This window comes from Pedobacter metabolipauper (assembly GCF_004362715.1).
In the GTDB taxonomy this organism is placed as follows: domain Bacteria; phylum Bacteroidota; class Bacteroidia; order Sphingobacteriales; family Sphingobacteriaceae; genus Pedobacter; species Pedobacter metabolipauper.
On sequence record NZ_SNYC01000009.1, the window covers coordinates 167441 to 191547 of the forward strand.

24 protein-coding genes are annotated in these 24107 nt (G+C 39.5%); 9 read left to right on the forward strand and 15 right to left on the reverse strand.

The window, feature by feature from the left end; genetic code table 11:
* Nucleotides 1-15 precede the first annotated feature (15 nt).
* Nucleotides 16-555 (reverse strand): DUF2892 domain-containing protein, encoded by a 540-nt coding sequence (locus ATK78_RS22000; RefSeq protein ID WP_133578301.1) that lies wholly within the window; start codon nt 553-555, stop codon nt 16-18.
* Nucleotides 556-646: 91 nt separating this feature from the next.
* Here ATK78_RS22000 and ATK78_RS22005 point away from each other — a divergent pair, with 91 nt between their 5' ends.
* A complete protein-coding gene (locus ATK78_RS22005) occupies nt 647-1159 on the forward strand; it encodes a thioredoxin family protein (RefSeq protein WP_133578302.1) in 513 nt (170 codons plus the stop codon).
* A 2-nt stretch (nt 1160-1161) separates the two neighbouring features.
* Nucleotides 1162-1839, forward strand: coding sequence for a uracil-DNA glycosylase (ung, locus tag ATK78_RS22010; protein WP_133578303.1), 678 nt, complete (start codon nt 1162-1164; stop codon nt 1837-1839).
* Here ung and ATK78_RS22015 read toward each other — a convergent pair.
* Nucleotides 1836-2306 carry an Lrp/AsnC family transcriptional regulator gene (locus ATK78_RS22015; RefSeq protein WP_133578304.1) on the reverse strand — a complete coding sequence of 157 codons (471 nt, stop codon included), beginning with the start codon at nt 2304-2306 and terminating at the stop codon, nt 1836-1838. The two genes, ung and ATK78_RS22015, sit on opposite strands and share 4 nt — an antisense overlap.
* Before the next feature lie 138 nt (nt 2307-2444).
* Here ATK78_RS22015 and ATK78_RS22020 point away from each other — a divergent pair, with 138 nt between their 5' ends.
* Genes ATK78_RS22020 through smpB form a run of 3 tightly spaced genes read left to right on the forward strand, consistent with a single transcriptional unit; the run spans nt 2445 to nt 5481 of the window.
* On the forward strand, nt 2445-3098 hold the full coding sequence (locus ATK78_RS22020) for a metal-dependent transcriptional regulator (RefSeq protein WP_133578305.1): 654 nt from the start codon (nt 2445-2447) through the stop codon (nt 3096-3098).
* A 1-nt stretch (nt 3099) separates the two neighbouring features.
* Complete coding sequence (locus tag ATK78_RS22025; RefSeq protein ID WP_133578306.1) at nt 3100-4977, forward strand: Nramp family divalent metal transporter; 1878 nt, start codon at nt 3100-3102, stop codon at nt 4975-4977.
* A 54-nt stretch (nt 4978-5031) separates the two neighbouring features.
* Nucleotides 5032-5481: an SsrA-binding protein SmpB gene (gene smpB / locus ATK78_RS22030; RefSeq protein WP_208112422.1), complete on the forward strand. Its 450-nt coding sequence runs from the start codon at nt 5032-5034 to the stop codon at nt 5479-5481.
* Nucleotides 5482-5489: 8 nt separating this feature from the next.
* Here smpB and ATK78_RS22035 read toward each other — a convergent pair whose 3' ends face one another.
* The 3 genes from ATK78_RS22035 to ATK78_RS22045 all read right to left on the reverse strand — a co-directional run bounded on the left by ATK78_RS22035 (nt 5490) and on the right by ATK78_RS22045 (nt 9112).
* Entirely contained in the window at nt 5490-6146 is a 657-nt protein-coding gene (locus ATK78_RS22035) for a protein-L-isoaspartate(D-aspartate) O-methyltransferase (protein WP_133578308.1), read from the reverse strand.
* Between the two features lie 99 nt (nt 6147-6245).
* Entirely contained in the window at nt 6246-8726 is a 2481-nt protein-coding gene (gene priA / locus ATK78_RS22040) for a replication restart helicase PriA (protein WP_133578309.1), read from the reverse strand.
* On the reverse strand, nt 8726-9112 hold the full coding sequence (locus ATK78_RS22045) for a DUF423 domain-containing protein (protein WP_133578310.1): 387 nt from the start codon (nt 9110-9112) through the stop codon (nt 8726-8728). Before ATK78_RS22045 ends, priA begins: the two co-directional genes overlap by 1 nt.
* 88 nt (nt 9113-9200) lie before the next feature.
* Between ATK78_RS22045 and ATK78_RS22050 the strand changes: the two genes are divergently transcribed.
* Both ATK78_RS22050 and ATK78_RS22055 read left to right on the forward strand, forming a co-directional pair.
* Nucleotides 9201-10799, forward strand: a complete 1599-nt coding sequence (locus tag ATK78_RS22050; protein WP_133578311.1) for a hypothetical protein — start codon at nt 9201-9203, stop codon at nt 10797-10799.
* Nucleotides 10800-10837: 38 nt separating this feature from the next.
* Nucleotides 10838-12268, forward strand: coding sequence for a DUF5723 family protein (locus tag ATK78_RS22055; protein WP_133578312.1), 1431 nt, complete (start codon nt 10838-10840; stop codon nt 12266-12268).
* Here ATK78_RS22055 and tsaB read toward each other — a convergent pair whose 3' ends face one another.
* The 7 genes from tsaB to ATK78_RS22090 all read right to left on the reverse strand — a co-directional run bounded on the left by tsaB (nt 12269) and on the right by ATK78_RS22090 (nt 16448).
* Nucleotides 12269-12952 carry a tRNA (adenosine(37)-N6)-threonylcarbamoyltransferase complex dimerization subunit type 1 TsaB gene (tsaB, locus tag ATK78_RS22060; RefSeq protein ID WP_133578313.1) on the reverse strand — a complete coding sequence of 228 codons (684 nt, stop codon included), beginning with the start codon at nt 12950-12952 and terminating at the stop codon, nt 12269-12271. It abuts the gene before it with no gap.
* Nucleotides 12953-12971: 19 nt separating this feature from the next.
* Nucleotides 12972-13202, reverse strand: a complete 231-nt coding sequence (gene yidD / locus ATK78_RS22065; RefSeq protein WP_133578314.1) for a membrane protein insertion efficiency factor YidD — start codon at nt 13200-13202, stop codon at nt 12972-12974.
* Complete coding sequence (locus ATK78_RS22070; RefSeq protein ID WP_133578315.1) at nt 13189-13584, reverse strand: ribonuclease P protein component; 396 nt, start codon at nt 13582-13584, stop codon at nt 13189-13191. The genes yidD and ATK78_RS22070 overlap by 14 nt, the downstream gene beginning before the upstream one ends.
* 61 nt (nt 13585-13645) lie before the next feature.
* Nucleotides 13646-13804, reverse strand: coding sequence for a 50S ribosomal protein L34 (gene rpmH / locus ATK78_RS22075; RefSeq protein ID WP_055133745.1), 159 nt, complete (start codon nt 13802-13804; stop codon nt 13646-13648).
* An 87-nt stretch (nt 13805-13891) separates the two neighbouring features.
* Nucleotides 13892-14632, reverse strand: coding sequence for a LytR/AlgR family response regulator transcription factor (locus tag ATK78_RS22080; protein WP_133578316.1), 741 nt, complete (start codon nt 14630-14632; stop codon nt 13892-13894).
* Entirely contained in the window at nt 14610-15671 is a 1062-nt protein-coding gene (locus tag ATK78_RS22085) for a sensor histidine kinase (RefSeq protein ID WP_133578317.1), read from the reverse strand. Before ATK78_RS22085 ends, ATK78_RS22080 begins: the two co-directional genes overlap by 23 nt.
* A 9-nt stretch (nt 15672-15680) precedes the next feature.
* On the reverse strand, nt 15681-16448 hold the full coding sequence (locus ATK78_RS22090; protein ID WP_133578318.1) for a LiaF transmembrane domain-containing protein: 768 nt from the start codon (nt 16446-16448) through the stop codon (nt 15681-15683).
* 165 nt (nt 16449-16613) lie between these two features.
* On the opposite strand from ATK78_RS22090, the gene ATK78_RS22095 reads away from it, so the two are divergent.
* Entirely contained in the window at nt 16614-17480 is an 867-nt protein-coding gene (locus tag ATK78_RS22095; RefSeq protein ID WP_133578319.1) for a ChaN family lipoprotein, read from the forward strand.
* Here ATK78_RS22095 and mscL read toward each other — a convergent pair whose 3' ends face one another.
* Nucleotides 17481-17912 (reverse strand): large conductance mechanosensitive channel protein MscL, encoded by a 432-nt coding sequence (gene mscL / locus ATK78_RS22100; protein ID WP_133578320.1) that lies wholly within the window; start codon nt 17910-17912, stop codon nt 17481-17483.
* Nucleotides 17913-18097: 185 nt separating this feature from the next.
* On the opposite strand from mscL, the gene rpoN reads away from it, so the two are divergent.
* Complete coding sequence (gene rpoN, locus ATK78_RS22105) at nt 18098-19570, forward strand: RNA polymerase factor sigma-54 (protein WP_133578321.1); 1473 nt, start codon at nt 18098-18100, stop codon at nt 19568-19570.
* A gap of 4 nt (nt 19571-19574) precedes the next feature.
* Here rpoN and ATK78_RS22110 read toward each other — a convergent pair whose 3' ends face one another.
* Complete coding sequence (locus ATK78_RS22110) at nt 19575-20588, reverse strand: PorP/SprF family type IX secretion system membrane protein (RefSeq protein ID WP_133578322.1); 1014 nt, start codon at nt 20586-20588, stop codon at nt 19575-19577.
* Between the two features lies 1 nt (nt 20589).
* Nucleotides 20590-24090, reverse strand: a complete 3501-nt coding sequence (locus ATK78_RS22115; protein WP_133578323.1) for a PKD domain-containing protein — start codon at nt 24088-24090, stop codon at nt 20590-20592.
* Nucleotides 24091-24107 lie beyond the last annotated feature (17 nt).

Below are 24107 nucleotides of genomic sequence, written 5' to 3' on the forward strand. Positions count from 1 at the left end.
GCTTTGAGCTTTTGATTATCTATATCTGACCTGCTGTTGCCTGTCCATCATTCCGAGTTGATCTTTCATCTGTTTGATCTGATCGGCAAGTAATTTATTCTTATCTGCCTTCTTTGCTTCTGTAAGATACATCTGCGCCTCTCTTTTATTCCGCTTTGACATTGCTATACCTGCTAAGCTGAGCTTGGCCAGGGCAATGTTATGATCCATATGCATACCCAATGACAGTGCTTTCTTAAAATACTTTTCCGATTGCATGGGTGCGCGTCTGGATTCGATCAGTCCGATCAGCAATTGATAGTAACCATGCTGAACCCGGATCAGTTGTTTTTCATAATTCGTGATGCGCTTTAAAAAGACCTCAGCTTTAGGCATATTATCTTTTCTCAAAAACCATTGGGCAAGTAACATGTTTTCATTAAAGAAATAGGTAACAAAGATTAAGATGCTGATGAATACGCCTAAAATACCCCATCCCCAGAAACTGAAGACCATAAGGGCAATTGAAGCTCCCAACACGACAAAACCTATAATAAGACGAATTATGTTTGACATATTCTTTTATAATTTTTTTTTGCAAATATCGTGTTTAAATACCAAAAAGTAGATTTAAAATTATAATTTCAACAAAAAAAGAAATCATCATATGAGAACAATAGGTACGGTTATCCTGGTATTCATTGCGATGCAGGTTAGTGCACAGAAAATCAATAAAACCATTGAAGATCCTACACGAAACAAGAAAGTTATGCTAAATATATGTACGCGCGAAGGCCTGGTTAGCTTTCCGGAAATGAAGGAAAGATACGATGTTGAATACCCGAATTACAAACCGGATTCTACGGTAATTCAGGAATTGAAACCTTTAGTGGTCGACAAAAAAATCACCATTGTTCTGGGTACCTGGTGCGGGGACAGCAAATTGCAGGTGCCTCATTTTTTTAAGGTCATGGATGAACTGGCTATTTCCGGGAAAGACGTTACGATCATTTGCGTAGATGGCCAAAAAAAGGCTGAGAATGGATTACTGGACAACTTAAACATTGAACGCGTTCCGACCATCATTTTCTATGAAGCGGGTAAAGAAAAAGGACGGATCATTGAAACACCTGCTGCTACCCTTGAAAAGGATATGCTATCTATTTTAACAAAAAAATAACGATGTCTGTTGCATTAGAAGAAAATTGGCTGAAGGCCCTGAACGGGGAATTTGACAAAGAATACATGAAAAACCTCAAGTCCTTTTTGCTGGAAGAAAAGCAGAAAGGATTTACGGTGTATCCAAAAGGATCTGACATTTTTAATGCGTTAAACCATACCCCTTTTAACCAGGTTAAGGTTGTAATCCTGGGTCAGGATCCTTACCACGGTATTGGGCAGGCGCATGGATTGTCCTTCTCTGTACAAAAAGGGATAGTCACCCCCCCATCGTTAAAGAACATTTATAAGGAACTGGCTACCGACATTGAAGGGTTTGTCATCCCAAATCATGGTAATTTAACCAAATGGGCGGATGAAGGTGTTTTATTATTAAATGCTACCCTTACCGTAAGGGCGCATGAGGCAGGGTCTCACCAGGGTAAAGGATGGGAAATCTTTACGGATAAAATTATAACCGAGTTATCCGAACAGCGAAAAGGGATCGTATTTCTGTTATGGGGCAAATATGCCCAGAATAAATCGTCATTAATTGATCAAAGTAAACATACCGTCCTTACCGCAGCACACCCATCTCCATTTTCTGCCTATAACGGATTTTTGGGATGCAGGCATTTTTCGAAAGCAAATGCAATATTAGATAAGGAAGGTATCAAGCCAATTGACTGGCAGATCGTTTAGTATTCCAATGGAACGATAGGCTCTTTTTTGGTGGTTGACATGATCATCATGGTCTGGAAGGTTTTAACCACAGAGATCTTACTTATTTTGTCCATGATCAAACGTTCGTAGGCTTTGATATCATTCACATATACCTTAACCAGAAAATCTGCCTGTCCGGTAACGTGGTGACATTCCGTGATTTCTTTAATCTGGTTTACCTCATCTAAAAAGATCTGGATGGTATTGTTTTTATGAAAATCCAATTGTACCTGGATAAAGGTTTTTATGCCAAGCCCAAGTTTCTCTTCATCAACCAGTGCATGATAACTTTTTATAAAGCCGGACATTTCTAATTTACGAACCCGCTCTAAGGTCGGTGCCGGTGATAATCCTATTTCCTGAGATAAAAGTAAATTGGTTATTCTACCGTTCTCCTGCAATAATTTCAGGATCTTAAAATCTGTTTTATCTAATTCTGCTGCCATTTGTGTGTTAATATAGTCCAAATATAGTACAAAAAAGAGGCCTAAACCAAATTTAATTCTAAAAGTATTCTAAAAATATAGAGTTTATTTCTTGTTATTTTTTTAGATTTGTCTAAATTTAAAATTAGGTATACAAAAATGCAGAGTTTTACTGAAGAGAACTATCTTAAAATAATCTATCATCTGTCTTTGAACAATGATCACGCTGTTCTGACCAATGCCATAGCAGAAAAGATGCAGACAAAACCTGCTTCTGTAACAGATATGATAAAAAAACTGGCCGATAAAGAACTGGTTGATTACAAGAAATACCAGGGTGTTAAGTTGACTCCTAAAGGAAAACTATCTGCGGTCAATATTGTTCGGAAGCATAGACTTTGGGAAGTTTTCCTGGTTGATAAGTTAAATTTTAAATGGGATGAGGTACATGACATTGCAGAAGAGCTTGAGCATATCAATTCTGCTGAACTTATTGAACGTTTAGACGAGTTTCTCTCTTTCCCTAAAAATGATCCCCATGGCGATCCCATTCCGGATAGAAATGGAAAGTTTGATCACATGGCCGTTGTAAAATTAAATAAGCTTAAGCCGGCAGACGCTGGTTTGATCATGGGTGTAAGTGAGCACTCTTCTCCGTTTTTAAAACACCTTGAAAAGCTTGGCCTTACCTTAGGTAAGCATATATCCATTATCGAGGTAACAGATTTTGACGGATCAATAGAGCTTTTATTAGAAGACAAGAAAATTAGCGTAAGCCGGGAAGTGGCTAAACATATCCTTATTAAAATATAAAATGAAGCGTACTGAAAATATTAAGCATTCCGATTCCTTAAGCGAAGTTCACCAAAGTGTAGATACGAGTAAACGTACCGGATGGAAACGCATCTTGTCATTTATTGGTCCTGCTTACCTGGTTAGTGTAGGTTATATGGATCCGGGTAACTGGGCAACTGATATTGCTGGCGGAAGTAAATTTGGCTACCAGCTGATCTGGATCCTGCTGATGTCTAACCTGATTGCCCTGCTTTTACAATCACTCAGTGCGCGTTTAGGAATTGTGCGCGGACTGGATCTTGCACAGGCTTCAAGAAACGCGTATCCAAAATGGGTTAATATTCCGCTTTTTGCGCTTGCCCAAACGGCGATCGTTGCCTGTGATTTGGCAGAGATCATTGGTATGGCCATTGGTTTAAACCTGTTATTCGGTCTTCCGCTGATCTGGGGAATCAGCATTACGATATTTGACACTGTTTTATTGTTGTTCCTGCTCAATAAAGGCATGCGTAAAATGGAGGCTTTCATTGTTTCTATGGTATTTATTGTAGGCCTCTCCTTTTTGGTAGAAATGTTCATTGTTGAACCTTCGCTAAAAGAGATCATTAAAGGGTTTGAACCTTCTATGTTATCTGGTGATGCTTTATATATCGCTATTGGTATTATTGGTGCTACGGTAATGCCGCACAATCTTTACCTGCATTCATCACTGGTGCAAACCAGGAAATTTGAGCGGGACAGTAAAGGAATAAAAGAAGCCATAAAATTCAATTTCATTGATACTGCAGTGGCTTTAAACCTGGCTTTCTTTGTAAATGCTGCGATCTTAATTCTTGCTGCTGCCGCCTTTTTTAAAAATGGACTGCATGAAGTTGCTGAAATACAGGATGCGCATAAATTGCTTCAAAACATATTTGGAAATGTAGCGCCTGCATTATTTGCGATTGCATTGATTGCTGCCGGACAAAGTTCAACGGTTACGGGTACACTGGCTGGTCAGATCATTATGGAGGGACATTTAAAGCTGCGTATCCAACCCTGGTTAAGAAGATTGATTACGCGTTTACTTGCTATAATCCCTGCATTTTTTACCCTGTTATTTTTTGGAGATGATGCGCTGGGCGGATTATTGATCCTTAGCCAGGTGGTGCTGAGTTTGCAGCTGGGCTTTGCCGTAATCCCGCTGATCCATTTTACCTCGGATAAAAAAACCATGATGGGCTTTGCCATCAAGCCCTGGGTTAAGGTACTGGCCTGGCTAAGTTCACTGGTTATTGTTGCATTAAATGTTAAATTGGTTATTGAGGAGATCAGTTCATGGGGGGCTGATGGCGGCTGGTATATCTATACCATTATTGTCCCGTTGGCCATACTGATCGGACTGCTGCTTGTATTCATTTTTATCTACCCATTCATTAAGAAGAGCAGGGCCGATCATGACAATGTACCTCATGGCAATGCCTTGAATATTGAAGAGATAGAGAAGATCCATTATCTGAGAATCGGAATTACTGTTGATTTCTCTAAAAATGACCGCAATACGATCCGGCATGCCCTCATCCAGGGTGGAAAAGACGCACATTACTATTTAATTCATGTTGTAGAAACTGCTGTAGCGAGATACCATGGCAATTCTGCTATGGACCATGAGACGCAGAGCGATGCTAAAAACCTGGAGAAATATTGTAATAACCTGGAAGAACTTGGCTATTCATCCACTGCACACATCGGATATGGGGGAACCGTGACGGCCATAGTTGAGATCAGCAACAAAAACAAGCTTGAGTTGTTAGTTATGGGTGCCCATGGGCATAAAGGGTTAAAAGATCTGATATTGGGAACTACGGTCAATTCCGTACGGCATAAAGTAACCATACCTGTTCTGATTGTAAGATAAAATTCAGATAAACTATACTTAATCAGCATTTGTTTCAGATATTAGCAGATTCTTATGAAGAACGATATCCAAATAAAAAATAAAAGGGCTTATTTCGATTACCACATCATTGAAAAATATGATGCTGGTCTGGCCTTGCTGGGAACAGAGATTAAGGCAATCAGACAAGGTAAAGCAAATATGTCTGATGCATTCTGCATGTTCATCGGTAATGTTCTTTATGTAAGAAACCTGCACATCTCAGAGTACAGCCACAGTTCTTTTCATCATCACGACATTAAGCGTGACCGCATCCTACTTCTTCAAAAGAAAGAACTTAAAAAACTCAAAGTAAAAAGTGAGGAAAAAGGGTATACAATTGTTCCTTTGCGAATTTTCACGAACGACAGAGGCTTTGCTAAAATAGAAATTGCACTTGCTCAGGGTAAAAAGGAATTTGACAAAAGGGACAGCATTAAGGACAGAGAGTCTAAACGTGAAATGGACCGGGCCTTAAAGGTTTAAGGATAAATTTACCAGGCCTGATCTCCTACCAGCGGAACAAATCTAAAGGTATCCAGTTCGATCCGCTCATAATCTGTATCGCTTACGCGAATTACTGTGACCATTTTTTGAGTTTGCTCATCACCTACCGGTATCACTAAAATGCCTCCGATCCTGAGTTGTTTTAACAAGATCTCAGGAACAAACGGTGCTCCGGCGGTTACGATGATCTTGTGATAAGGCGCGTGCTCTGCTATACCCTTGGAGCCATCTCCGAAAAAGAAATGCGCATTGTATCCCATGCCTGGCAAAACGCGGATGGTATGGCGGTAAATACTTTCCTGTCGTTCTATGGTATACACATTGGCACCCAGTTCCATCAGTATACAAGTTTGGTAACCTGATCCGGTACCGATTTCCAAAACTTTATCTCCTTTTTTAATGTGCAGCAGCTCGCTTTGATAGGCAACCGTATAAGGCTGTGAAATGGTTTGGCCGTCGCCAATTGGAAAGGCAATATCCTTATATGCCTGGTTCCAGAACGTTTCATCAAAAAAGAAATGACGGGGTACTTTTCCTATGGCTTTAAGTACTTTTTTATCTTCAATACCTCTCGATTCAAGATGAGAAACTAATTTCTTTCTTGCTCCCTGTTCTCTATAATTGTCAACAAACTTGTACGCCATAGCAATCAAAAATAGCTTTTTGAATCTTAATACGCTTAATTTTTTAGTGGTAAAAAATGAAAAATCTGCTAATCTACACAGGATCAATTGCAATACTTATCAATACGGATCTACATCTACCTGGATGTTTGCACCCCTAAATTCTTTTTCAGATTGAAATTGCAGGATGATCTCCCTTAATACAGATTTTACCTTTTGTATAGAAGTATCTTTATCACTCTTAATGATCACCTGCTTGATGTAATAATTCCTGATCCTTGATACCAACGGCTGCTCAGGCCCCAAAACACGCTTACCCAGCTGCATTCTTAATGCAGTTGCAAACTGCTGGGATGCCACATTCAGCACATCATGGTCCTTATGCCTGATATTGATAAAGATGAGCCTGGTAAATGGCGGATAATTAAATTGCTTACGTTCTGCAAGTTCTTCGGCATACATTTCCTGGTATTTATTATCAATTACCTGTGTAATGATGCGATGATCATCCGCATAGGCTTGTATGATCACCTTACCCTGCTTATCTCTCCGGCCTGCTCTGCCGGCCACCTGTGCAAGCAACTGATAGCTTCTTTCAAAGGCCCTAAAATCCGGGTAGTTTAACAGGGTATCTGCATTAATTACACCGATAAGTGTGACATTATCAAAGTCGAGCCCTTTGGCCACCATTTGGGTACCGATCAGTATATCGGTCTTTTTATTTTGAAATTCTGAGATGATCTGCTGTAAACCATTCTTAGTACGAGTACTATCCACATCCAGCCTTGCAATTCTTGCTTCAGGAAAAATAAGACTCAATTCTTCTTCTACACGTTCTGTTCCAAAGCCTTTTTGTTCAATATGTACCGATCCGCAAGCGGGGCAGATATTAATACTGCTCTGATGGTAACCACAGTAATGGCAGTGCAGCTTTCCGCTTGTTTTGTGATAGGTTAGGCTGACATCACAATTTACGCATTTAGGCGCATAGCCGCAGGTGGCACAAATTAAGATGGTTGCATATCCCCTCCTGTTCTGGAACAGGATTACCTGTTCTTTATTTTCCAGGGTAAGTGTAATCTCGTCAATCAGTTTGGATGTAAAATAAGAAACCATCTTTTTCTTTTTTGTTTCTTCTGCAATACTGATCACTTCCTGAAGCGGTAATTCTACGCCTCCGTATCGTTCATTTAGCGTAACCAATTCATATTTTCCAGCTTTCGCATTAAAGTAGCTCTCTACAGATGGCGTTGCCGATCCGAGTACGATTTTAGCGGTATGGAGATGTGCCAGGTAAACGGCCGTATCCCTGGCCTGGTAGCGTGGTGCCGGATCGTGCTGTTTATAAGATGACTCATGCTCTTCATCTACTACAATAAGCTTAAGTTCTTTAAAGGGCAGAAAGACTGCTGATCTGGCTCCCAGCACTACCCGATAGGTTCCATTTAATACCTTATTCCAGATTTCTACACGCTCATTGTTATTGAACTTGGAATGGTATACACCGATGGCATCTCCGAAGTATCGCTGGATCCGTTCTACAATTTGAGTGGTCAATGCAATTTCAGGTAATAAAAACAACACTTGTCCACCTTTTTCAATTGCCCTTTCAATAAGCTTGATATAGATCTGTGTTTTTCCGGATGCTGTAATGCCGTGCAGCAATACGACATCTTTAACATCAAAACCATTTTCAATTTGTGTTAGTGCTGCCAACTGAGCCGGGCTCAGTTCAAAATTTGCGATCAGATCATCGCTGTTTTCATTTAACCTGCTAACTGGTTTTTTATATACTTTAAAGATTTCCTTATCTATAAGTGCTTTTAATGCTGCTGCACCGCAATTACTTTCTTCCAGCAGCTGCTGTTTAGAGATGACCTCCTGTTGCCTGGAGAGTTTCAAAAATGCAAGAAAAGCATCCATTTGCTTTGGTGCTCTTTCTAAAACCGTAAACAGTGGTTTTAAGTTGGCTTCATCTTTATAAAAAGGCTGAAGTGACAGGAATGATTTGAGTAAGGGCTTATACTTTTCAATGACTTCTTCAGCGATATAAATAAGGCCTTTATCCAGCAGGGAATTGATGATCGGATAAACTGTTTTTTGTCCCAATAATGCAGATACATCATCTATGGTTAAGCGCGGCCTATTTTTAAATGCGGCTATGATAATTTGTTCTTTATCTGTAAACCGCATTTCATTGTATGCCGCATCTTCTTTTAATACAATGATGGTTTCACTGGCCAGCTTTAGACCTGTTGGCAATGCGGCAGCCATTACCTCTCCTTCATTACACATGTAATAAGCAGTCATCCAGTCCCAAAGCTGCAATTGTGCCTCCGTAACGATTGGATAGGTATCTACAACATCGATGATATATTTTGCTTCATAAATGCCTGGGGCATTCGTACTGATGCGCTTGATCAATGCTGTATAGATCTTGTTCTTTCCAAACTGCACAACTACCCGCTTCCCTACTGCCACCTGGTCATTTAAATCAAATGGTACCCGGTAAAAATAGTTTATGGACAGCGATAATGGGAGGATCACCTCTATAAAGAGTGTTTCCCTTTCTATGAATTCAGGATCTTTAAAATCCAGCATTATTTATGTTTTAAAGCGGCTGCCAGCATCAGCACCCAGCCCATAATTAACAATAAGCCTCCAATCGGTGTAACCGGGCCAATATAATCTACAAAGCCAATATTTAATACAGTCCGCGTAGCTAATAAGTATAAAGAACCAGAAAAAAGTAAGATACCCAATGAAAAAGAGAGATAAGAAAGATGGATCAGCTTCGTATTTTCTGTTTTAACCTGAGAAAGGAACAGCAATGCAAACGTATGATAGAACTGATATTCTACCCCTTTAGCCCATATTTCCAATTCGTTTACTTCCAATACCCGTTTTAAAGCATGTGCGCCAAAGGCACCAAGAATCACTGCCAGGGCACCCAATACAGATGCGGTTATTATTATACGTTTAGCCATTGTGTACCGGATTTAAAAAAACAAAATTAACAAACTTGACTGCATTTTTATTAATGCCAACTATTAAAATTAAATTTGTAGCTAACAAATGAAAAAAATACTTTTTATCATCATTGCGTTATTTGCAGCCATTGTAACCATGGCGTATCTGTACTTCTCCAGGTTAAATGCAGACCAAAAGAATTCGGAAAGCAGCCTGTATGCTGCGACTGTAAATTCTGCACTTATTTTCTCGTTTGAGAATGACAAAAGCATCCTGGAACTGCTAAAGAGCCAGGGTCTTTTGCAGCAAATGACAGGTGAAGAAAAGTATGCGCAATTGATCTCCCTAAAAACACATGTTCTTAGTCTGCCGCTTTTAAGTAAGGCCATAGAACATCAGCCCATTTTCATCAGCCTCATCCCTGGTAAGGACAAAAGCATAGATTTTCTGTACAGCACACAACTGAATCCAGATGCTGACCGCTCAAAGCTTTTTAGTTACTTAAGTAATCAACAGCTAAAAATAAGCCGGGAAAAAGAACTCACAAAGATAACGCTGACAGACAGCAGTGTGTTCTATTTGGGCAGCAAAGAGAATTTATTATTATTGTCCAGCTCATCAGCTGCAGTATCAAATGCATTGAAGGCAAACTTTACGGCAAAAAATGAATTTGTTGAATACATTAAATCCAACACTACCCTAACTAAAAATTCACTGGCACAGCTTTATGTTAACTTCTCAAATATGCCGGGTTTACTGGCTTCAGCAATTGCCGGAAATTTAACGGGGGAATTGGCTGTTTTCAATAAGCAAAATGCTTTTGCTTATTTGGTTTATAATTTCAGTAAGGAAAAAATACTCTTTACAGGGGATACAAAAGTTAATGATCCTGGCAGTTACTACCAGTTATTTGCAAAACAGGAATCTCAAAAGATCAGTATAAATAATATCCTGCCCAATAATACGGCTAACTATACCATTTTTACAATAGGTAATTATACGGAATGGAAAAAATCGCTTAATGAATGGTTGACTTTAAGAAAAGAGGACAAAGTATTACTGGAAGAAATAAATAGCATCAATCAAAAGTACCGGATTGACCTGGAGCAGATTTTCCCTAAATATTTTAAAGATCAGATGATTACTTTTCAATTGAGTACAACTGAAAAAATTGGGGCGATCAACTTAACAAATGGCGACAAGGTTGGCCAGCTGCTCCTGGATCTAAGCAGCGATTACAACGATCAGATCAAGATTTTTAAAGAACCTGATCTATTGTATGCTTATTTTGGTGAACCATTTAAAAAATTTAAAAGGCCTTATTATGTGATTATAGACAATTACCTGATTTTTGCAAATAATGCCAGTACTTTAGAATCCTTTTTAAACGCTTATGCCAGCAACAGGTTATTTATAAATGATACGGCGTATAGCAATGCCATCAACCAGGTTCCTGCAAACGCAGGGATCAGCTTCTTTATTGATCCTAAAAATTCATCAGGGCTATTTAGTAAAAATATTTATTTACCGTATTACAGATACCTGAATGCGAAGAACGGATTAAAAGGGTACACCGCTTTCCTTTACCAGTTAAATCCGGAAGGCAGCAAATTCCAGACCCATATGCTGCTCAGTAAAGCAACTGAATCTTTGAATGCGGATACTTTAACAATAGAAATTGATTCGTTGACAATTACGAAATAATAATTCTTTTTATTCGCATTAATCAGTATTTTGCTCCTATGATACGGAAATACCTTTTGCTGTGCTTTTTAGTGATCATGGCACAACAATTACAAGCGCAGCAATACGGTTTGTTCAATACAAATACGTTGTTTGATGGGTTTGAAAATCCGGCTCAAAAGACTTTTCGATTGGATTATTCCAGGCGCTTTTCATCCAACTTTTTCCTGCCTTACTTGGGATTAAACGCTACATCCAGGGGCAGTAATGACCTGGTTAGAAGGTTGGCAAGCGATGGTGTATTTACAGCGCGTGATTTACCTTTGGGAACTAAAGAAATGAATACCGCTTATCAGAATACCAACGTATACCTGTTCGCTTTTAAAGTTTTCCAGTCGTACAAATTTCAGAAGGAGATTGGGTTCTCCTGGCAGTTGCGTACCGATGCACAGGTAGATTATACGAATGAGACCCTCGCCATTATTGACAATTACCGAAGATTTGAAGATTATTATGACACCGATTTTAACGATGCTTTTAACAACAAAGGTTATGCACAGTCTTACCACCAGTTTAGTTTAAGCTACCGGGAGAACCTGACTAAAAAACTTGCATTTGGCGGTAAAATAAGCTTGCTGAGCGGCATTACTTATAACCAGCTAAAGATTACCAATTCAAACATCAGCCTGGCTTCTGAACAGGGGCCATTAAGCATTGCTGTGAATGGGAGCTATAGAACAAGTTTCAAATATGAGGATGAGATATCCAAAAAGAACTTTTTCCCTAATTTTAAAAACCCAGGTATTGCATTGAGCTTTGGAACATCATATACCTCAAAAGATGGAACGTTTATCATGGCCAATATTAAAGATCTTGGCGTAATAAAATGGGCTAAAAGTTCCTATTCAGCCACCTTCAACAACATTAAAAGCCCGCTGGTGATCGATAACCCGGACCTAATGTCTTCTGATGACCTGGAAGACGAGATCATAGACATTGTAACCCGAAGCGAAATCAACAAAAGTTTTTATACGCCAACAAATGCCAAGATCGATTTTTTAGTTTCTAAAACCTTTGATTACTATACACCAAGCCTTATCATTTCAAAGAATGTGTTGTATAAAGGCGGCGACGTTGCTTTTGTGAATAAATTTAGTTTTAATGATCTTTCGGTAAGTGCTGTGCCAACTTATAACCTGGCGGGCATTGTATCATTTGGCATGCAGGGCATGTATCAAACACCCAATTTCGAAGCTTTTTTAGGCTCGGATAATTTATTTAAAACGGTTACCCAAACCAGGTCTGCCATTCAGCAGGATGCTGCAATAGGAAAAGGGTACAACAGTGCTTCTATCTACCTGGGTGTAGGCATAAAATTCGGCAATTTGGTAGAGCATCCGCAAAACAGCAGTACCATGCCAGGTATTGGAGAGGAAGGGTCCAGTATCTTTAAAAAGATCTTTGGTATTTTCTCTAAGAAAAAAAGGTAGTTATTTCTTTTTAGGTGTTGTGAACACAAAATCTTTCAGATAAAAAGGCTCAAAATAAGCCACATCTTCAAATTCTGCAGCATGAAAGGCCTGATTGGCAAGTCTGCTCATATGGGTTGCAGAGTTATAGTTTGATTCGGAAAATGCGGCATGGGCATGCTGCAGTACATCTTTGCATTTAGCGGCCCCGTCACCAATGAACGTAACTTTATTTTCTTTTAATATTTCTTCAAAACTATGCTCATCAATAATTTTAGCATTAACAGGGATTACCGGGTTTAAACCTGCATTATAAACTGCAGTGAATACTTCCATTCTTCTGGCATCGATCATGGCACAGATCAAACCATCATAACCTGGGTTTTCTATTAAAAACCCTTCTGCCATCATTTGCAGGGTATCGATACCCAGTAGCGGTTTATCTAACGCGAAACAAAGTCCTTTTGCAGTAGAAACGCCGATTCTTAGCCCGGTATAAGAGCCAGGGCCTTTACTGACCGCAATGGCATCCAAATCTGTATACTGCAAGCCTGCAGCGGTCATAACCTCCTGAATGAACAGTGTTAAATTGCTGGCATGGATATTATTTGCCATGCGTTCTTTCAACATTATGGTCTGCCCGTCTTTTGACAATGCAACAGAGCAAACTTGTGTAGCGGTTTCAATTTGAAGTAGAGTTGCCATCTGGTTAAATTAAAATGGGTTAAGGAACTGGGTCATGACCGTGACCACCCCATGGATTACATCTTCCAATTCGCTTTAAGGTTAACCATCCCCCTTTAAATGGTCCATGCTTTTTTATTGCTTCAATTCCATATTGGGAGCAGGTTGGTGTAAACCTGCAGCTGGCTCCGAGCAATGGCGATAAGAGCCATTGGTAAAGCTTGATCAGCCCAAGAAAGATCCATCCAATAACCTGGTTAATTACGCCCATCACTTTCTATGTTAACCAGCAATTTTTTAAACACACCTGACAGTTTCTTTTCAAAAAAAGAATAGTCATAGATCTGTTTACCAACAAATTGTAAAGAAAGCAATAAAAGCTGTTCGCGATTAGCGAGATCCGTATAAAGCTGCAATTGCTTTTGCAAGCGATATGCTTCCCTGCAGCGGCGTTTGATCAGGTTCCTGTCAACCGCTTTTTTGAATCTTTTTTTAGACGCATTGATCACAACCTGCACCGGATATTGATGCGGTGTATCTGTAAAGATATACGATACGCGAAAAGGATATAATAAAAAAGAAGAACCGTCCTTAAATAGCAGATCTATTAATTTTCTGCTACATAACCGTTCTTCTTTGCTGAATGTGTTCATATTTTTGATTGCAAATTTGCAGACATTCTGATCTGCCAGCACCAGGTGCTGCAATCAAAAACTATGCTTTATGACGACGTTCGTCAGAAACTGATAATCTTTTTCTTCCTTTTGCACGACGTGAAGCTAATACTCTTCTACCGTTTGCTGTAGCCATTCTTTCGCGGAAGCCGTGTTTGTTTCTTCTCTTTCTTTGCGAAGGTTGGAATGTTCTTTTCATAACTGTATTATATCTTAACTATTTTTTTAAATAAGAGGTGCAAATATAGTGTGATTTTTTTCTAATTGCAAATAGATTTCGATTTTTCTATAAGCCTAAAGCTGCTTTCAACTTTATGTACCCTGTTTTGCTTACCGGCAGCCAGATATCTGATTTCAAAAGAACAATATAACTGTCTTTTTCTTTCAATTCAATCCGGGTTACCTGGGCCAAATTTATAATATACGAACGATGAATACGAATAAATTGTGCGGAATCGAGCGTCTGCTCAAAAAAGCTCATCGTTTTATTCTTATGAAAGATACCTTCTGTTGTACTTAATTTCACATAATCATCATCTGCCTCCAGGTAATGGATATCACTTACTGCAATGATCTTGATCACCCCGTTCTTTTTAACCACCACCCTGTTGTTTTGTGCAGGGCTTAAGGCTGCTGAATCCAACAGCTCTTGTGTAGCACTTATCTCTGCATTTGTTAAGCGTAAGGGCAGCTTTTGAATGGCCAGGTCAAACCTGCTTTTTTCTATCGGCTTCAAGAGATAGTCTACCGCACTTACTTCAAATGCCTTGATTGCATATTCGTCAAATGCGGTCGTAAAAATTACTGCCGGGTGTTTATCCAGAAGCTCCAGCATTTCAAAGCCATTGATCTTTGGCATCTGGATATCCAAAAATATAAAGTCAGGCTGATGTTGTGTAATCGCTTTTATGCCTTCAAAGCCATCACTGCACTCTGCAACGACCTCAATATCCGGAAAACTGCTCAAATAATGTTTCACAATATCCCTGGCTAAGGGCTCATCATCAATTAGTATTGTTCTTATCATTATTCTGAGGTATTTTAAGCGTTGTTATAAATAATTTTTCTTCAGTAGCCTGTGTATGTAATAAGGTATCATCCGCGAATAACAAATATAGCCTTCTTCTAATTGCCGTCAAACCAAAACCGGTGCCTCCTGTTGCTTTCATTTCAGGATCGTATGGATTCTCTACCTGTATAACCAGCGTCTGGTGTTCTACCGTAACATTCATCGTAATGGTTATGGGTGCCGATGTATTGTACAAGCCGAACTTAATCGCATTTTCTACTATTGGCTGCAATAGTGTGCCCGGCAAACAGAGATCCATTGTTGCTTCATCTATGGTAACCTGAATGTTAAGTCTGTGGCTAAAGCGTACTTTTTCAATATCGAGATAGAGCTGGATATATTCCATTTCTTCTCTGACGTTAACCCACACTTCGTCGTCCCGTTTAAGGGTTCCCCGTAAAAAAGAAGCGAGCTTAGTAATCATGGTACCTGCCTCCGTTGGGTTTACAATGGTTAATGCATATACTGAATTTAAGCTGTTAAATAGAAAATGGGGCTGCAGCTGATGTCTTAGTTTGTTTAATTCAGCTTCTTTGGATAAATTCTGGGCAGTAAGCAGCCTGTCTTGCGTGGCAGATTGCTCTTCCAGCCTGTACCATAAGATATTGGCGAGGGCGCACCAGGCCAGAAATACAAAGACAATGATGAAACGGATTAGCAAGGACAGGTTTAGAAAGCTCTGGTAAGTAACATTTCCATCAAATACAAGGTTTAGTACAAACTTACTGGCGTAAGTAATTACAAGCGCCAGTATCAATGTTAAAACCAATATGAACAAGATGGTTTCATCCTTAGGCTGGTAATATCCCAGCAAATTACTTAGAATAATACAGGCAATGGCCAGCAGGCCATTGGTAACCAGACTATCAGAAACTGATATAAGCAGGTTAAAATTCAGCGTATAATAGAACAAAAACACAAAAACCCCCACCCAGGCTATAAATATAGCAGATGAGAATTTCTGTATCTTGGGGATGGATAAAGGTCTTGTTGTCATAATGCCCCTTTAAAAGTTCCTGATATCTACACCACCAAATAGGGCTACTCCTTTAATAATTAATATTTTACGCGCTTCATCACTCTTAACCGGCCCTACCCCTCTTTTATCGTCCATTCCGCCAAAGATGGCTGTAACTTCTGATTTCACTTCCCAGTTTGATGGAATAATGATCTTTGTTCCGCCAAAGATGGCCACCACATCCAGGGTAATGGTCCCTTGAAAATCTGCCTGCGTCAGGTTAATATCACATCCGCCGAAGATGGCAATGACATCTCCTCCTTTAAAATTCTTAGAGTAAATATTCTGGTGACTTCCACCAAACACATTCACTGAATCCAAAATATCATGTTCATTGATCCCGCCTTCTACCGGCTGGGGTTCTGCTTCTGCAGCAGGGTCAAAGGCATCAAAGTTAGTGGGTTTCTTTTTCCATTTCTTGTCCCATTTGTGTTTATGAAGGCTTTTAGGCTTTAAGATGAGAAACAATCCCAACACGGTTAAGCCGATCGGAAAGTATAATTTAGAAAGGTTGTATGCTGTAATATCTGCAAGTGTAAACATACCACCGATCAATACCATAACCAGCCAGCCAATGCCATTAAAATCCCTTTTATAACCTACCAGCAATCCTATAACGATGAGCATGGTATGCCAGCTAATTATCCAATGTGGTATTTCAATACCAAAATTCCTTAAAAAAAATACCATCCCCACTACCAGGATCACCACTCCTGTAACTATTCTGCTCGAACTATTATTTGTGCACTTTTCCATTTTCTTATATTATATATCTGATTAGATAAAAATTGCTGCGTTGTCTTTGTTTCTTCAAATGTATACAGAAGCATTCCATTACCAAATAGCAATTCGCAATATGCAGGTAAAAGGTCGGTAAATAACAATTTTTAATCGGTGAAAAAATATTCGTTAATTTGATCTATGAAAAAATTGCTGTTTATCTTATACCTACTGATACCTGTAATTTCTGTTGCTCAAAATACAGAACATTATAAAATTTACGATGTAAAACAGCAAAAAATAATCACCTTAAATGAATTGGCCAGTGGGTTAAGCGGTATTGATGTCTTATTCTTTGGCGAAGAGCACAACGATTCGATCGGACACCAGCTGGAGTTGAATTTATTTAAAGCCATGCACAGCAATTATCCAAAGGTTGCCTTAACCACAGAGATGTTCCATACCGATGTTCAGCTGGTGCTGAATGAATATCTAAAGGGCTATATTTCTGAGAAGAATTTTATTAAAGATGCCAGGGCATGGAACAATTATAAAGATTACAAACCCTTAATTGAATATGCCAGGGCCAACGATCTGAATGTAGTTGCCGGCAATGCCGCAACGCGCTACAGTAACCTGGTTACCAAATCTGGCTTAAGCGGTTTAGATGCCCTGCCTAAAACTTCAAAGCGTTTACTGCCCCCCTTACCTATAGATACCGCAACAGGAAACTATTACAATAAATTCATAGAAACACTGGGCGGCCACAATATGGGCGGAATGAAAATTTACCAAACCCAAAATCTATGGGACGCGACTATGGCATGGTCTATTGCAACCTACATGAAAGCGAATAAAGGTTCAAAGATTTTACAGCTGAACGGCCGTTTTCACAGCGATGAGAAGTTGGGAACTTACCAGCAATTGAAAACTATGGCTCCGAAATTAAAAACGGCTAACCTCTCCTGTTTTTCTGCGGCCGACTTTAAGGATCCCAAATGGGAAGGTTATAAACACCTGGGTGATTATGTGATCATAACCGACCCAGGTATTAAAAGAACTTTTTAACTATTTTGCTTTTAACAGATCTCTGATCTCAGCCAGTAACACTTCTTCTTTAGACGGACCTGCAGGAGCTGCTGGTTTAGCTTCTTCCTTACGTTTTAAGGAATTGATTATTTTGACCAGCATAAAAACGGCAAGGGCCAATAAAAAGAAATTGATGGCTACCGTGATGAAATTACCATAGGCAAAGATTACGGTATCCGGAATTTTACGGGCTTCTTCCAATGCCAGGTTCTCTGCCACCGTACCTTTAAGCACTACATACATGTTGCTGAAATCAACAGAGCCAATCACGGCCGAGATTAGCGGCATAACCAAATCTTTCACTACACTGTCAATGATCTTACTAAATGCACCTCCAATGATTACCCCTACAGCGAGGTCCATTACACTGCCTTTAATGGCAAACTCTTTAAACTCTTTTACAAAACCCATAAATAATTAGTTGCTATTTATTTAAAAATATAAATTCTAACACTAAAATCAAAGGTATTGTTTCTGTCAATATTATTTTTCGGTTGTATATCAGCGTTTATTACAATTATAATTTGAGGAATTACTTTTATGTAAACGAAATGCGTATTTTTGAAACGGGTACATAAAATACCGATTTTTCCTTTATGCTAAAACAACATTTACAACAAAAACTACTTCAAAAGTTATCACCGCAGCAAATTCAATTTATTAAATTACTGCAAGTACCTACTGTTGCATTAGATACACGCATCAAAGAAGAACTGGAAGAAAACCCTGCACTGGAAGATCCCAGCTTAATGATCGCTGAAGAGCCTAAAGGTGAATACGATGATCTGAATGATACCCCTGAAGATTATGATGCGGGTTCAAAAGAAGAAAGTTCTGATGAATTTAATGTTGACGATTATTTACAGGACGACAGTGTTAATGACTACAGCACCTCCTATAATAATAGTGATGATGATGAAGAGAAAAAAGAAACACCAATAGCTATTGAAAGTACTTTTTTTGAAAGCTTACAGGAACAGCTGGATCTCGTTCCATTATCTGATCAGGATTTTATTATCGGCAAACAGATCATTGGCAGTCTGGATGACGACGGTTATCTGCGCAGGCCTATCACTTCTATGATCGATGATCTTGCATTTTCTCAGAATGTAATCGTTGAAGAGGAAGATGTACTGGAAATGTTAAAGGTAATCCAGGGCTTCGACCCTCCTGGTATTGCGGCAAGGGATTTACAGGAATGCCTTACCCTGCAGCTGAGACGTAAAGACCCTGCAAATCCGATCATCCAGAAAGCCATTGCCATTGTTGAGCATTACCTGGATGAGTTTACACGGAAGCATTATGATAAACTAGAGAAATCTTTAGGATTGAACAGTGAAGACCTTAAAGAGATCATTGCTGAAATATTGAGACTTAATCCAAAGCCGGGCGACTCTAACCAGGTGACTACAAAGCAGCTTCAGGTTATACCCGACTTTCATGTTTCAAATAACGATGGTACTTTAATACTTACCCTTAACTCTAAAAATGCCCCTGAATTAAGGGTTAGCCGCTCTTATATAGATATGTTTGATCACTATGATAAGGCGGCACAAAAAGATAAAAAATTAAAAGAGGCGGTACAATTCGTAAAGCAGAAGCTGGATTCGGCAAAATGGTTTATTGATGCCATTAAGCAGAGACAGCAAACGCTGCTTAAAACAATGAATGCCATTATGCAGTATCAATATGAGTATCTGCTTACCGGAGATGAGCGTAAAATGCGTCCCATGATCTTAAAAGATATTGCAGATAAGATCGATATGGATATTTCTACCGTTTCAAGGGTTGCAAACTCTAAATATGTACAAACTGAATTTGGAACGTTCCTGTTAAAGTCTTTCTTTTCTGAAGCCATCCAAACAGAAAGCGGTGAAGAGGTCTCTAATAAAGAGGTAAAAAAGATATTGGAAGACTGTATCGGTAATGAAGATAAGCGCAAACCGCTTGCTGATGAAAAACTAACGGACATTTTAAAGGAAAGAGGGTACAACATTGCCCGCAGAACGGTTGCTAAATACAGGGAACAGATGAATATTCCTGTTGCCCGTTTAAGAAAAGAACTTTAAGCTGCTACCACATTCTTTGGGTACTCAGTACTTCGTAAATATTATTGAGCTGAATACCCAAAACTATTTCATGACTTCCACTGCTCACATTATTTAATGCAGAAGTTACAAAGTCGTACGAGTACGTTAGATTAAACAGCTTACTGACGTTAACACCTGCAAGTGCGGAGAACGAATCGTTTTTACGATAGCTCCCTCCTATCCACAACCTGTCTTTAAATGCAAGCTTTATATTCGCATCAATAGATATTGGTGTTGGACTTACCTTTTTAATCATTACAGAAGGTGTAGCCGCAATGTCTTCCACTAAGAAGAACCGGTAGCCGGTAGTTAAGAATATATGAGGAACTTCTTTTCCGGTATTGTATCCGGATTCATTGGTAAACTTTAATTTTTGGGGCAGGATCTGCTGTACGGATGCACCTGCAAAAAAGCTGGCCCCGTATAACCATACACCCATGCTCAGGTCTGGCTTTACCTGGCTTACAATTGTATTTTGAATTGCAGGATCGTATTCCTGTTCAAATGAAAGTGCATTTACATCTAATCCAATACGTGTTAATCCAGCTGCTACACCCAATGAAAGGTTCAATTGGCCAGTCATTTGCAGGTGATAAGCATAGGTTACATTGGCATCCAGTCTGGACAAAGGGCCAACATCATCTATAACGGCCATCACACCAACGCCATGATGGGCTGGTGAGGCCGTATAATTCTGCATATAGTTCCTGCTCATGGGGTCATCTCCGTTATCAGGCAGGGAGAGTGCATTTCTCCATAGATATTCATCTCCGAGGCTCCAGTTTGCAGAAACGAACGAAGTTTGAGGGGCATCTTTTATACCGGTCCATTGTTTTCTATAACCAATTTTAACATCGGTATAATTTTCCATTCCACTTAAGGCCGGATTCAGCAGATAATTATTAAAAATATATTGGGTATACTGCGGCCTTTGCTGCGCAATACTGCTAAAATTGACTAGAATTAATGCAAAAAATAAATACGCGGCTGATCTCACTTTATCTTAATATGGTTAATGGTCCGGAAACAGTTTTTCGACCTCCCTTTGGGTCGATAATATAGTAATAAGTTCCAACAGGTAAAGGCTGATTTTTATAATTTCCATCAAATGGGGTGATATAGCCATGGCTGTAGAACACCCGTTCTCCTGAACGGCTAAAAACGGACACGCTTGCATCCGGATAGGTCTCCAGATATTTAATCACCCATTGATCATTTACCCCATCCCCATTCGGACTAAAAGCACTTGGGGCAACGATGGCTTTGAGTACATGTAAATAAACTTTTTCTGTGATGCTGCAACCCTGATCTGATTGTATGGTTAATGTATAAACCCGGTCGTCATCTGCGGTGATCAAAGGTTCGGGAATATCATCACGGTCCAGACCGGCAGATGGTGTCCATTTATAAGTTAAATTAGAACCTGATGCACTGACTTCCATCTTTTTCTGTCCGCCAATAAACACGTAAATATCTCTAGTTAGGGTTACTGATGGAATTGGATACACCGTGATGGTTTGTGTTTTAGATTCATCACATCTGTTAGTTGCTGTAAATGTATAGGTTAAGGTATGATTGCCTGTACCGGCTACTGCAGGGTCAAATGTTCCGTCAGCAAGAATTCCTGGTCCATCGTACCTGCCTGTACCTTGGATGCCTATGGTTTCCCTGGCCTGGTTAATCGTTATTTTTCCACCATTTATACAGATTGGCGGTATTGAGCCGAAAATTACAATTGGAGCAGATTTAACCACAATACTTTCACTGATTTCCTCAAAGCATTTAGTACCTGAAAAGACAACCATGCGGATGGTAAAATGCTGATCAGCAGTAGTGGTAAAGGCTGGATAAAGAAAGGGATAGGTTTCTCCCTCTTCAGGATCTTCATCTACAATGGCTTCTGTTGGCTTATTTAACGCATCGATGTAAAAGATTACCCGCGTAATCTTCCCAAAGTCAACTTTCGAGTTATTTTGAACCAAAACTTCTCTGTTGCTGCATAAATTACTTTTGTTCATGACCAAAAGAGCGGGTGTGATCTTACCGCCGTTCACTGTAAAATCTTTTGTTATCGTATTAATGCAACCATTTGGATTGATTGTGGTTAAGCTAACCTGATATAGCTTTGCACTGGAATATTTATGAGATCCATCTGTCTGTGTTGAAGTATTGCCGGCTCCCGAAGCAGGGTCTCCAAAGTTCCACAGATAGGTTAAACCCGATGCACCACCGCCTGTATTCGCCGATAGATTTTTAAAAGTTACCGCATCATCTTTAAGACAGGCTTCAGGGAGGACAAAATCTGCCAATGGCAATTTGTTAATGGTAACCTGTATTTTTTGGGGCAGGCTTAAACAGCCATTATCTGTGCCGGTTACCAGGGTTACTTCATAAACCTTATCAAGAATGTACTTATGTTTGGGGTGCTCTTCCGCTGAGGTTTCTCCATCGCCAAAATTCCATAACCATGTATCGATCGTTGCTCCTGGTTCAACCGTTGACTGATTTAGGAACACCACTTCTGTATTTACACATCCTGTTGGACTAACCGAAAATTTAGCCGTTATTTTGGGTTTTATGGTGATTAACTTCTCAATTACATCAGACATACATCCATCATCCAGTCCGGCAGAAAACTTAATGGTAAAAGATCCTGAATTTTTATAAATGTGCCTCGGGTTCTGCTCAGTTGAGATCTCCCCATCACCAAAGTCCCACTGCCATTTATTAATTAATCTGCTGGTGATATTTGATTCGCTTGATTCCGTAAATATAACTTCGGCATAGGTACAGGCATCATCAGCAGCACCAAACTTAGGCGTTGGAATTGGGTATACATCAAATGTAAATTCATATTCAACATCTGCTCCCAGGCAATTGTCCAGATTCGGCATTTCTGCACTTACAACCATCTTATGTTGTTTTATCGAATCAAATGTAATGTTCTTATCATACAGGTATACATAGGTTAACCCATTTGCGGTTGGCACCTCCTGTGGTACCGGTGTATACTCAACACCGGCCAGATCATCCAATGTCCAGATAATTTTAATGGCCTTATAGGAAAGTACGATTTTAAAATCTGAAGCCTGATTCAAACATGCATTTTGCGCATCTATCTTAGTGGTCTTATTACTGATCAGTAAATAATTATTTGCTGCGAGGTTGGTACCTGCAGAATAGGCATAGGATTCATGGTCACCGAATCCATAGGCTATCGCATTAAAACCATCACTTGCTGTAAGTGTAGAACTAATCTCATTGATATTGATCTGTATGCTGGAATATTCCGGTTTGGAAGGAATTATACTCCATGTTCCATTTGATGGAGCTGATCCATTTATTTTAAAAGATGATATGGCAGAAGTTTTCATACATACATTGATGTATCTTTCTATAATATTTTCCCTGTCTGATGAGAATAAAGTAACAGACTTGATATTAAACTCAATGGGATTGAGCATGACCATTTCAGGGTCGCCATAAAGATCGCCGCCTATTGCCGATGTACAATCCTGTGTAAGTGAGTACTGCGCCACACTGATCTTCTTATCGGCAGTAACAAATAAAGATTGTGTTAATATTTGGTTATCCTGGTAGTAATCTCCAGCTTTTGCAATAACAATCGTATTGCCATTAAACTGAACTTTAGTATTATCCTCCTGTGCAATGATCCTAATATAGTATGTCCTGTCTTTAAAAGGTACAATTCCATAATTTTTACCCCAGCTTGTTGTTGGATAAAGCTGTTGAAAAAGCGGATCTCTGGAATTCGAGCAGCCAATAGTTAAGGAGGTACTACCTGAAAAAGCGGCAAAACGTTTGCTGCAGTTATCGGCAGATGCCGGATCTATCTCCACAAAAGTACCCGTAAGATCTTCAGTGTTGCCTGGCATATACTGATAAACCTCACCAGCTTTTGCAAGAGCAATCTTAATGACCACCCCGTTGTTTCTATGGAGCAGCAGCGAGGTATTGTCTTCTGTGGCTATCAATGTTAAAAAATTCCTGTTTATACCGCCCTGTGCAGCATCCTGTGTATAATTCATAGAATAATACTTCTGCCCGAGTGATTCTGTAGGCAAAATCAGGGATGCTGCAGACCTGGCACCTGCATAGATATGCGCATAAACGGCTACCTTAGGCTTACCTGGAGTAACTACGATATGAATGCCTTTTTGAGAAAGTACCGCATTACTTTGTACCTCTGAAATATACGCATCTGTTCTGGGGATATCAAAAGGAACGGCTTCATTTGCAGGAATAGCAGTAAGACCGCTGGTATAACTGCCGCAGCTAACCACTACTTCAGAAGTTGTTTTTGAGGTTACGTAGATACGGATGTTCGCGTACTGGATACCGCGATTATTTTCGGATGGGTCGTGAGTTGGAAAGGTGGTCCAGAAATCTATACCTTCATTTGATATATTCTGCGCCGCCAAATTAGAAATAAAAGGGAAATAAATTAGCAATAGGATGACTAACCCCAGTTTTTTCATAACAATAAATTCTTATC

Bases quoted from the DNA above. Each gene is read 5' to 3' on its own strand.
- ATK78_RS22000 (WP_133578301.1), bottom strand. From the start codon at position 555: ATGTCAAACATAATTCGTCTTATTATAGGTTTTGTCGTGTTGGGAGCT.
- ATK78_RS22005 (WP_133578302.1), top strand. From the start codon at position 647: ATGAGAACAATAGGTACGGTTATCCTGGTATTCATTGCGATGCAGGTT.
- ung (WP_133578303.1), top strand. From the start codon at position 1,162: ATGTCTGTTGCATTAGAAGAAAATTGGCTGAAGGCCCTGAACGGGGAA.
- ATK78_RS22015 (WP_133578304.1), bottom strand. From the start codon at position 2,306: ATGGCAGCAGAATTAGATAAAACAGATTTTAAGATCCTGAAATTATTG.
- ATK78_RS22020 (WP_133578305.1), top strand. From the start codon at position 2,445: ATGCAGAGTTTTACTGAAGAGAACTATCTTAAAATAATCTATCATCTG.
- ATK78_RS22025 (WP_133578306.1), top strand. From the start codon at position 3,100: ATGAAGCGTACTGAAAATATTAAGCATTCCGATTCCTTAAGCGAAGTT.
- smpB (WP_208112422.1), top strand. From the start codon at position 5,032: ATGAAGAACGATATCCAAATAAAAAATAAAAGGGCTTATTTCGATTAC.
- ATK78_RS22035 (WP_133578308.1), bottom strand. From the start codon at position 6,146: ATGGCGTACAAGTTTGTTGACAATTATAGAGAACAGGGAGCAAGAAAG.
- priA (WP_133578309.1), bottom strand. From the start codon at position 8,726: ATGCTGGATTTTAAAGATCCTGAATTCATAGAAAGGGAAACACTCTTT.
- ATK78_RS22045 (WP_133578310.1), bottom strand. From the start codon at position 9,112: ATGGCTAAACGTATAATAATAACCGCATCTGTATTGGGTGCCCTGGCA.
- ATK78_RS22050 (WP_133578311.1), top strand. From the start codon at position 9,201: ATGAAAAAAATACTTTTTATCATCATTGCGTTATTTGCAGCCATTGTA.
- ATK78_RS22055 (WP_133578312.1), top strand. From the start codon at position 10,838: ATGATACGGAAATACCTTTTGCTGTGCTTTTTAGTGATCATGGCACAA.
- tsaB (WP_133578313.1), bottom strand. From the start codon at position 12,952: ATGGCAACTCTACTTCAAATTGAAACCGCTACACAAGTTTGCTCTGTT.
- yidD (WP_133578314.1), bottom strand. From the start codon at position 13,202: ATGGGCGTAATTAACCAGGTTATTGGATGGATCTTTCTTGGGCTGATC.
- ATK78_RS22070 (WP_133578315.1), bottom strand. From the start codon at position 13,584: ATGAACACATTCAGCAAAGAAGAACGGTTATGTAGCAGAAAATTAATA.
- rpmH (WP_055133745.1), bottom strand. From the start codon at position 13,804: ATGAAAAGAACATTCCAACCTTCGCAAAGAAAGAGAAGAAACAAACAC.
- ATK78_RS22080 (WP_133578316.1), bottom strand. From the start codon at position 14,632: ATGATAAGAACAATACTAATTGATGATGAGCCCTTAGCCAGGGATATT.
- ATK78_RS22085 (WP_133578317.1), bottom strand. From the start codon at position 15,671: ATGACAACAAGACCTTTATCCATCCCCAAGATACAGAAATTCTCATCT.
- ATK78_RS22090 (WP_133578318.1), bottom strand. From the start codon at position 16,448: ATGGAAAAGTGCACAAATAATAGTTCGAGCAGAATAGTTACAGGAGTG.
- ATK78_RS22095 (WP_133578319.1), top strand. From the start codon at position 16,614: ATGAAAAAATTGCTGTTTATCTTATACCTACTGATACCTGTAATTTCT.
- mscL (WP_133578320.1), bottom strand. From the start codon at position 17,912: ATGGGTTTTGTAAAAGAGTTTAAAGAGTTTGCCATTAAAGGCAGTGTA.
- rpoN (WP_133578321.1), top strand. From the start codon at position 18,098: ATGCTAAAACAACATTTACAACAAAAACTACTTCAAAAGTTATCACCG.
- ATK78_RS22115 (WP_133578323.1), bottom strand. From the start codon at position 24,090: ATGAAAAAACTGGGGTTAGTCATCCTATTGCTAATTTATTTCCCTTTT.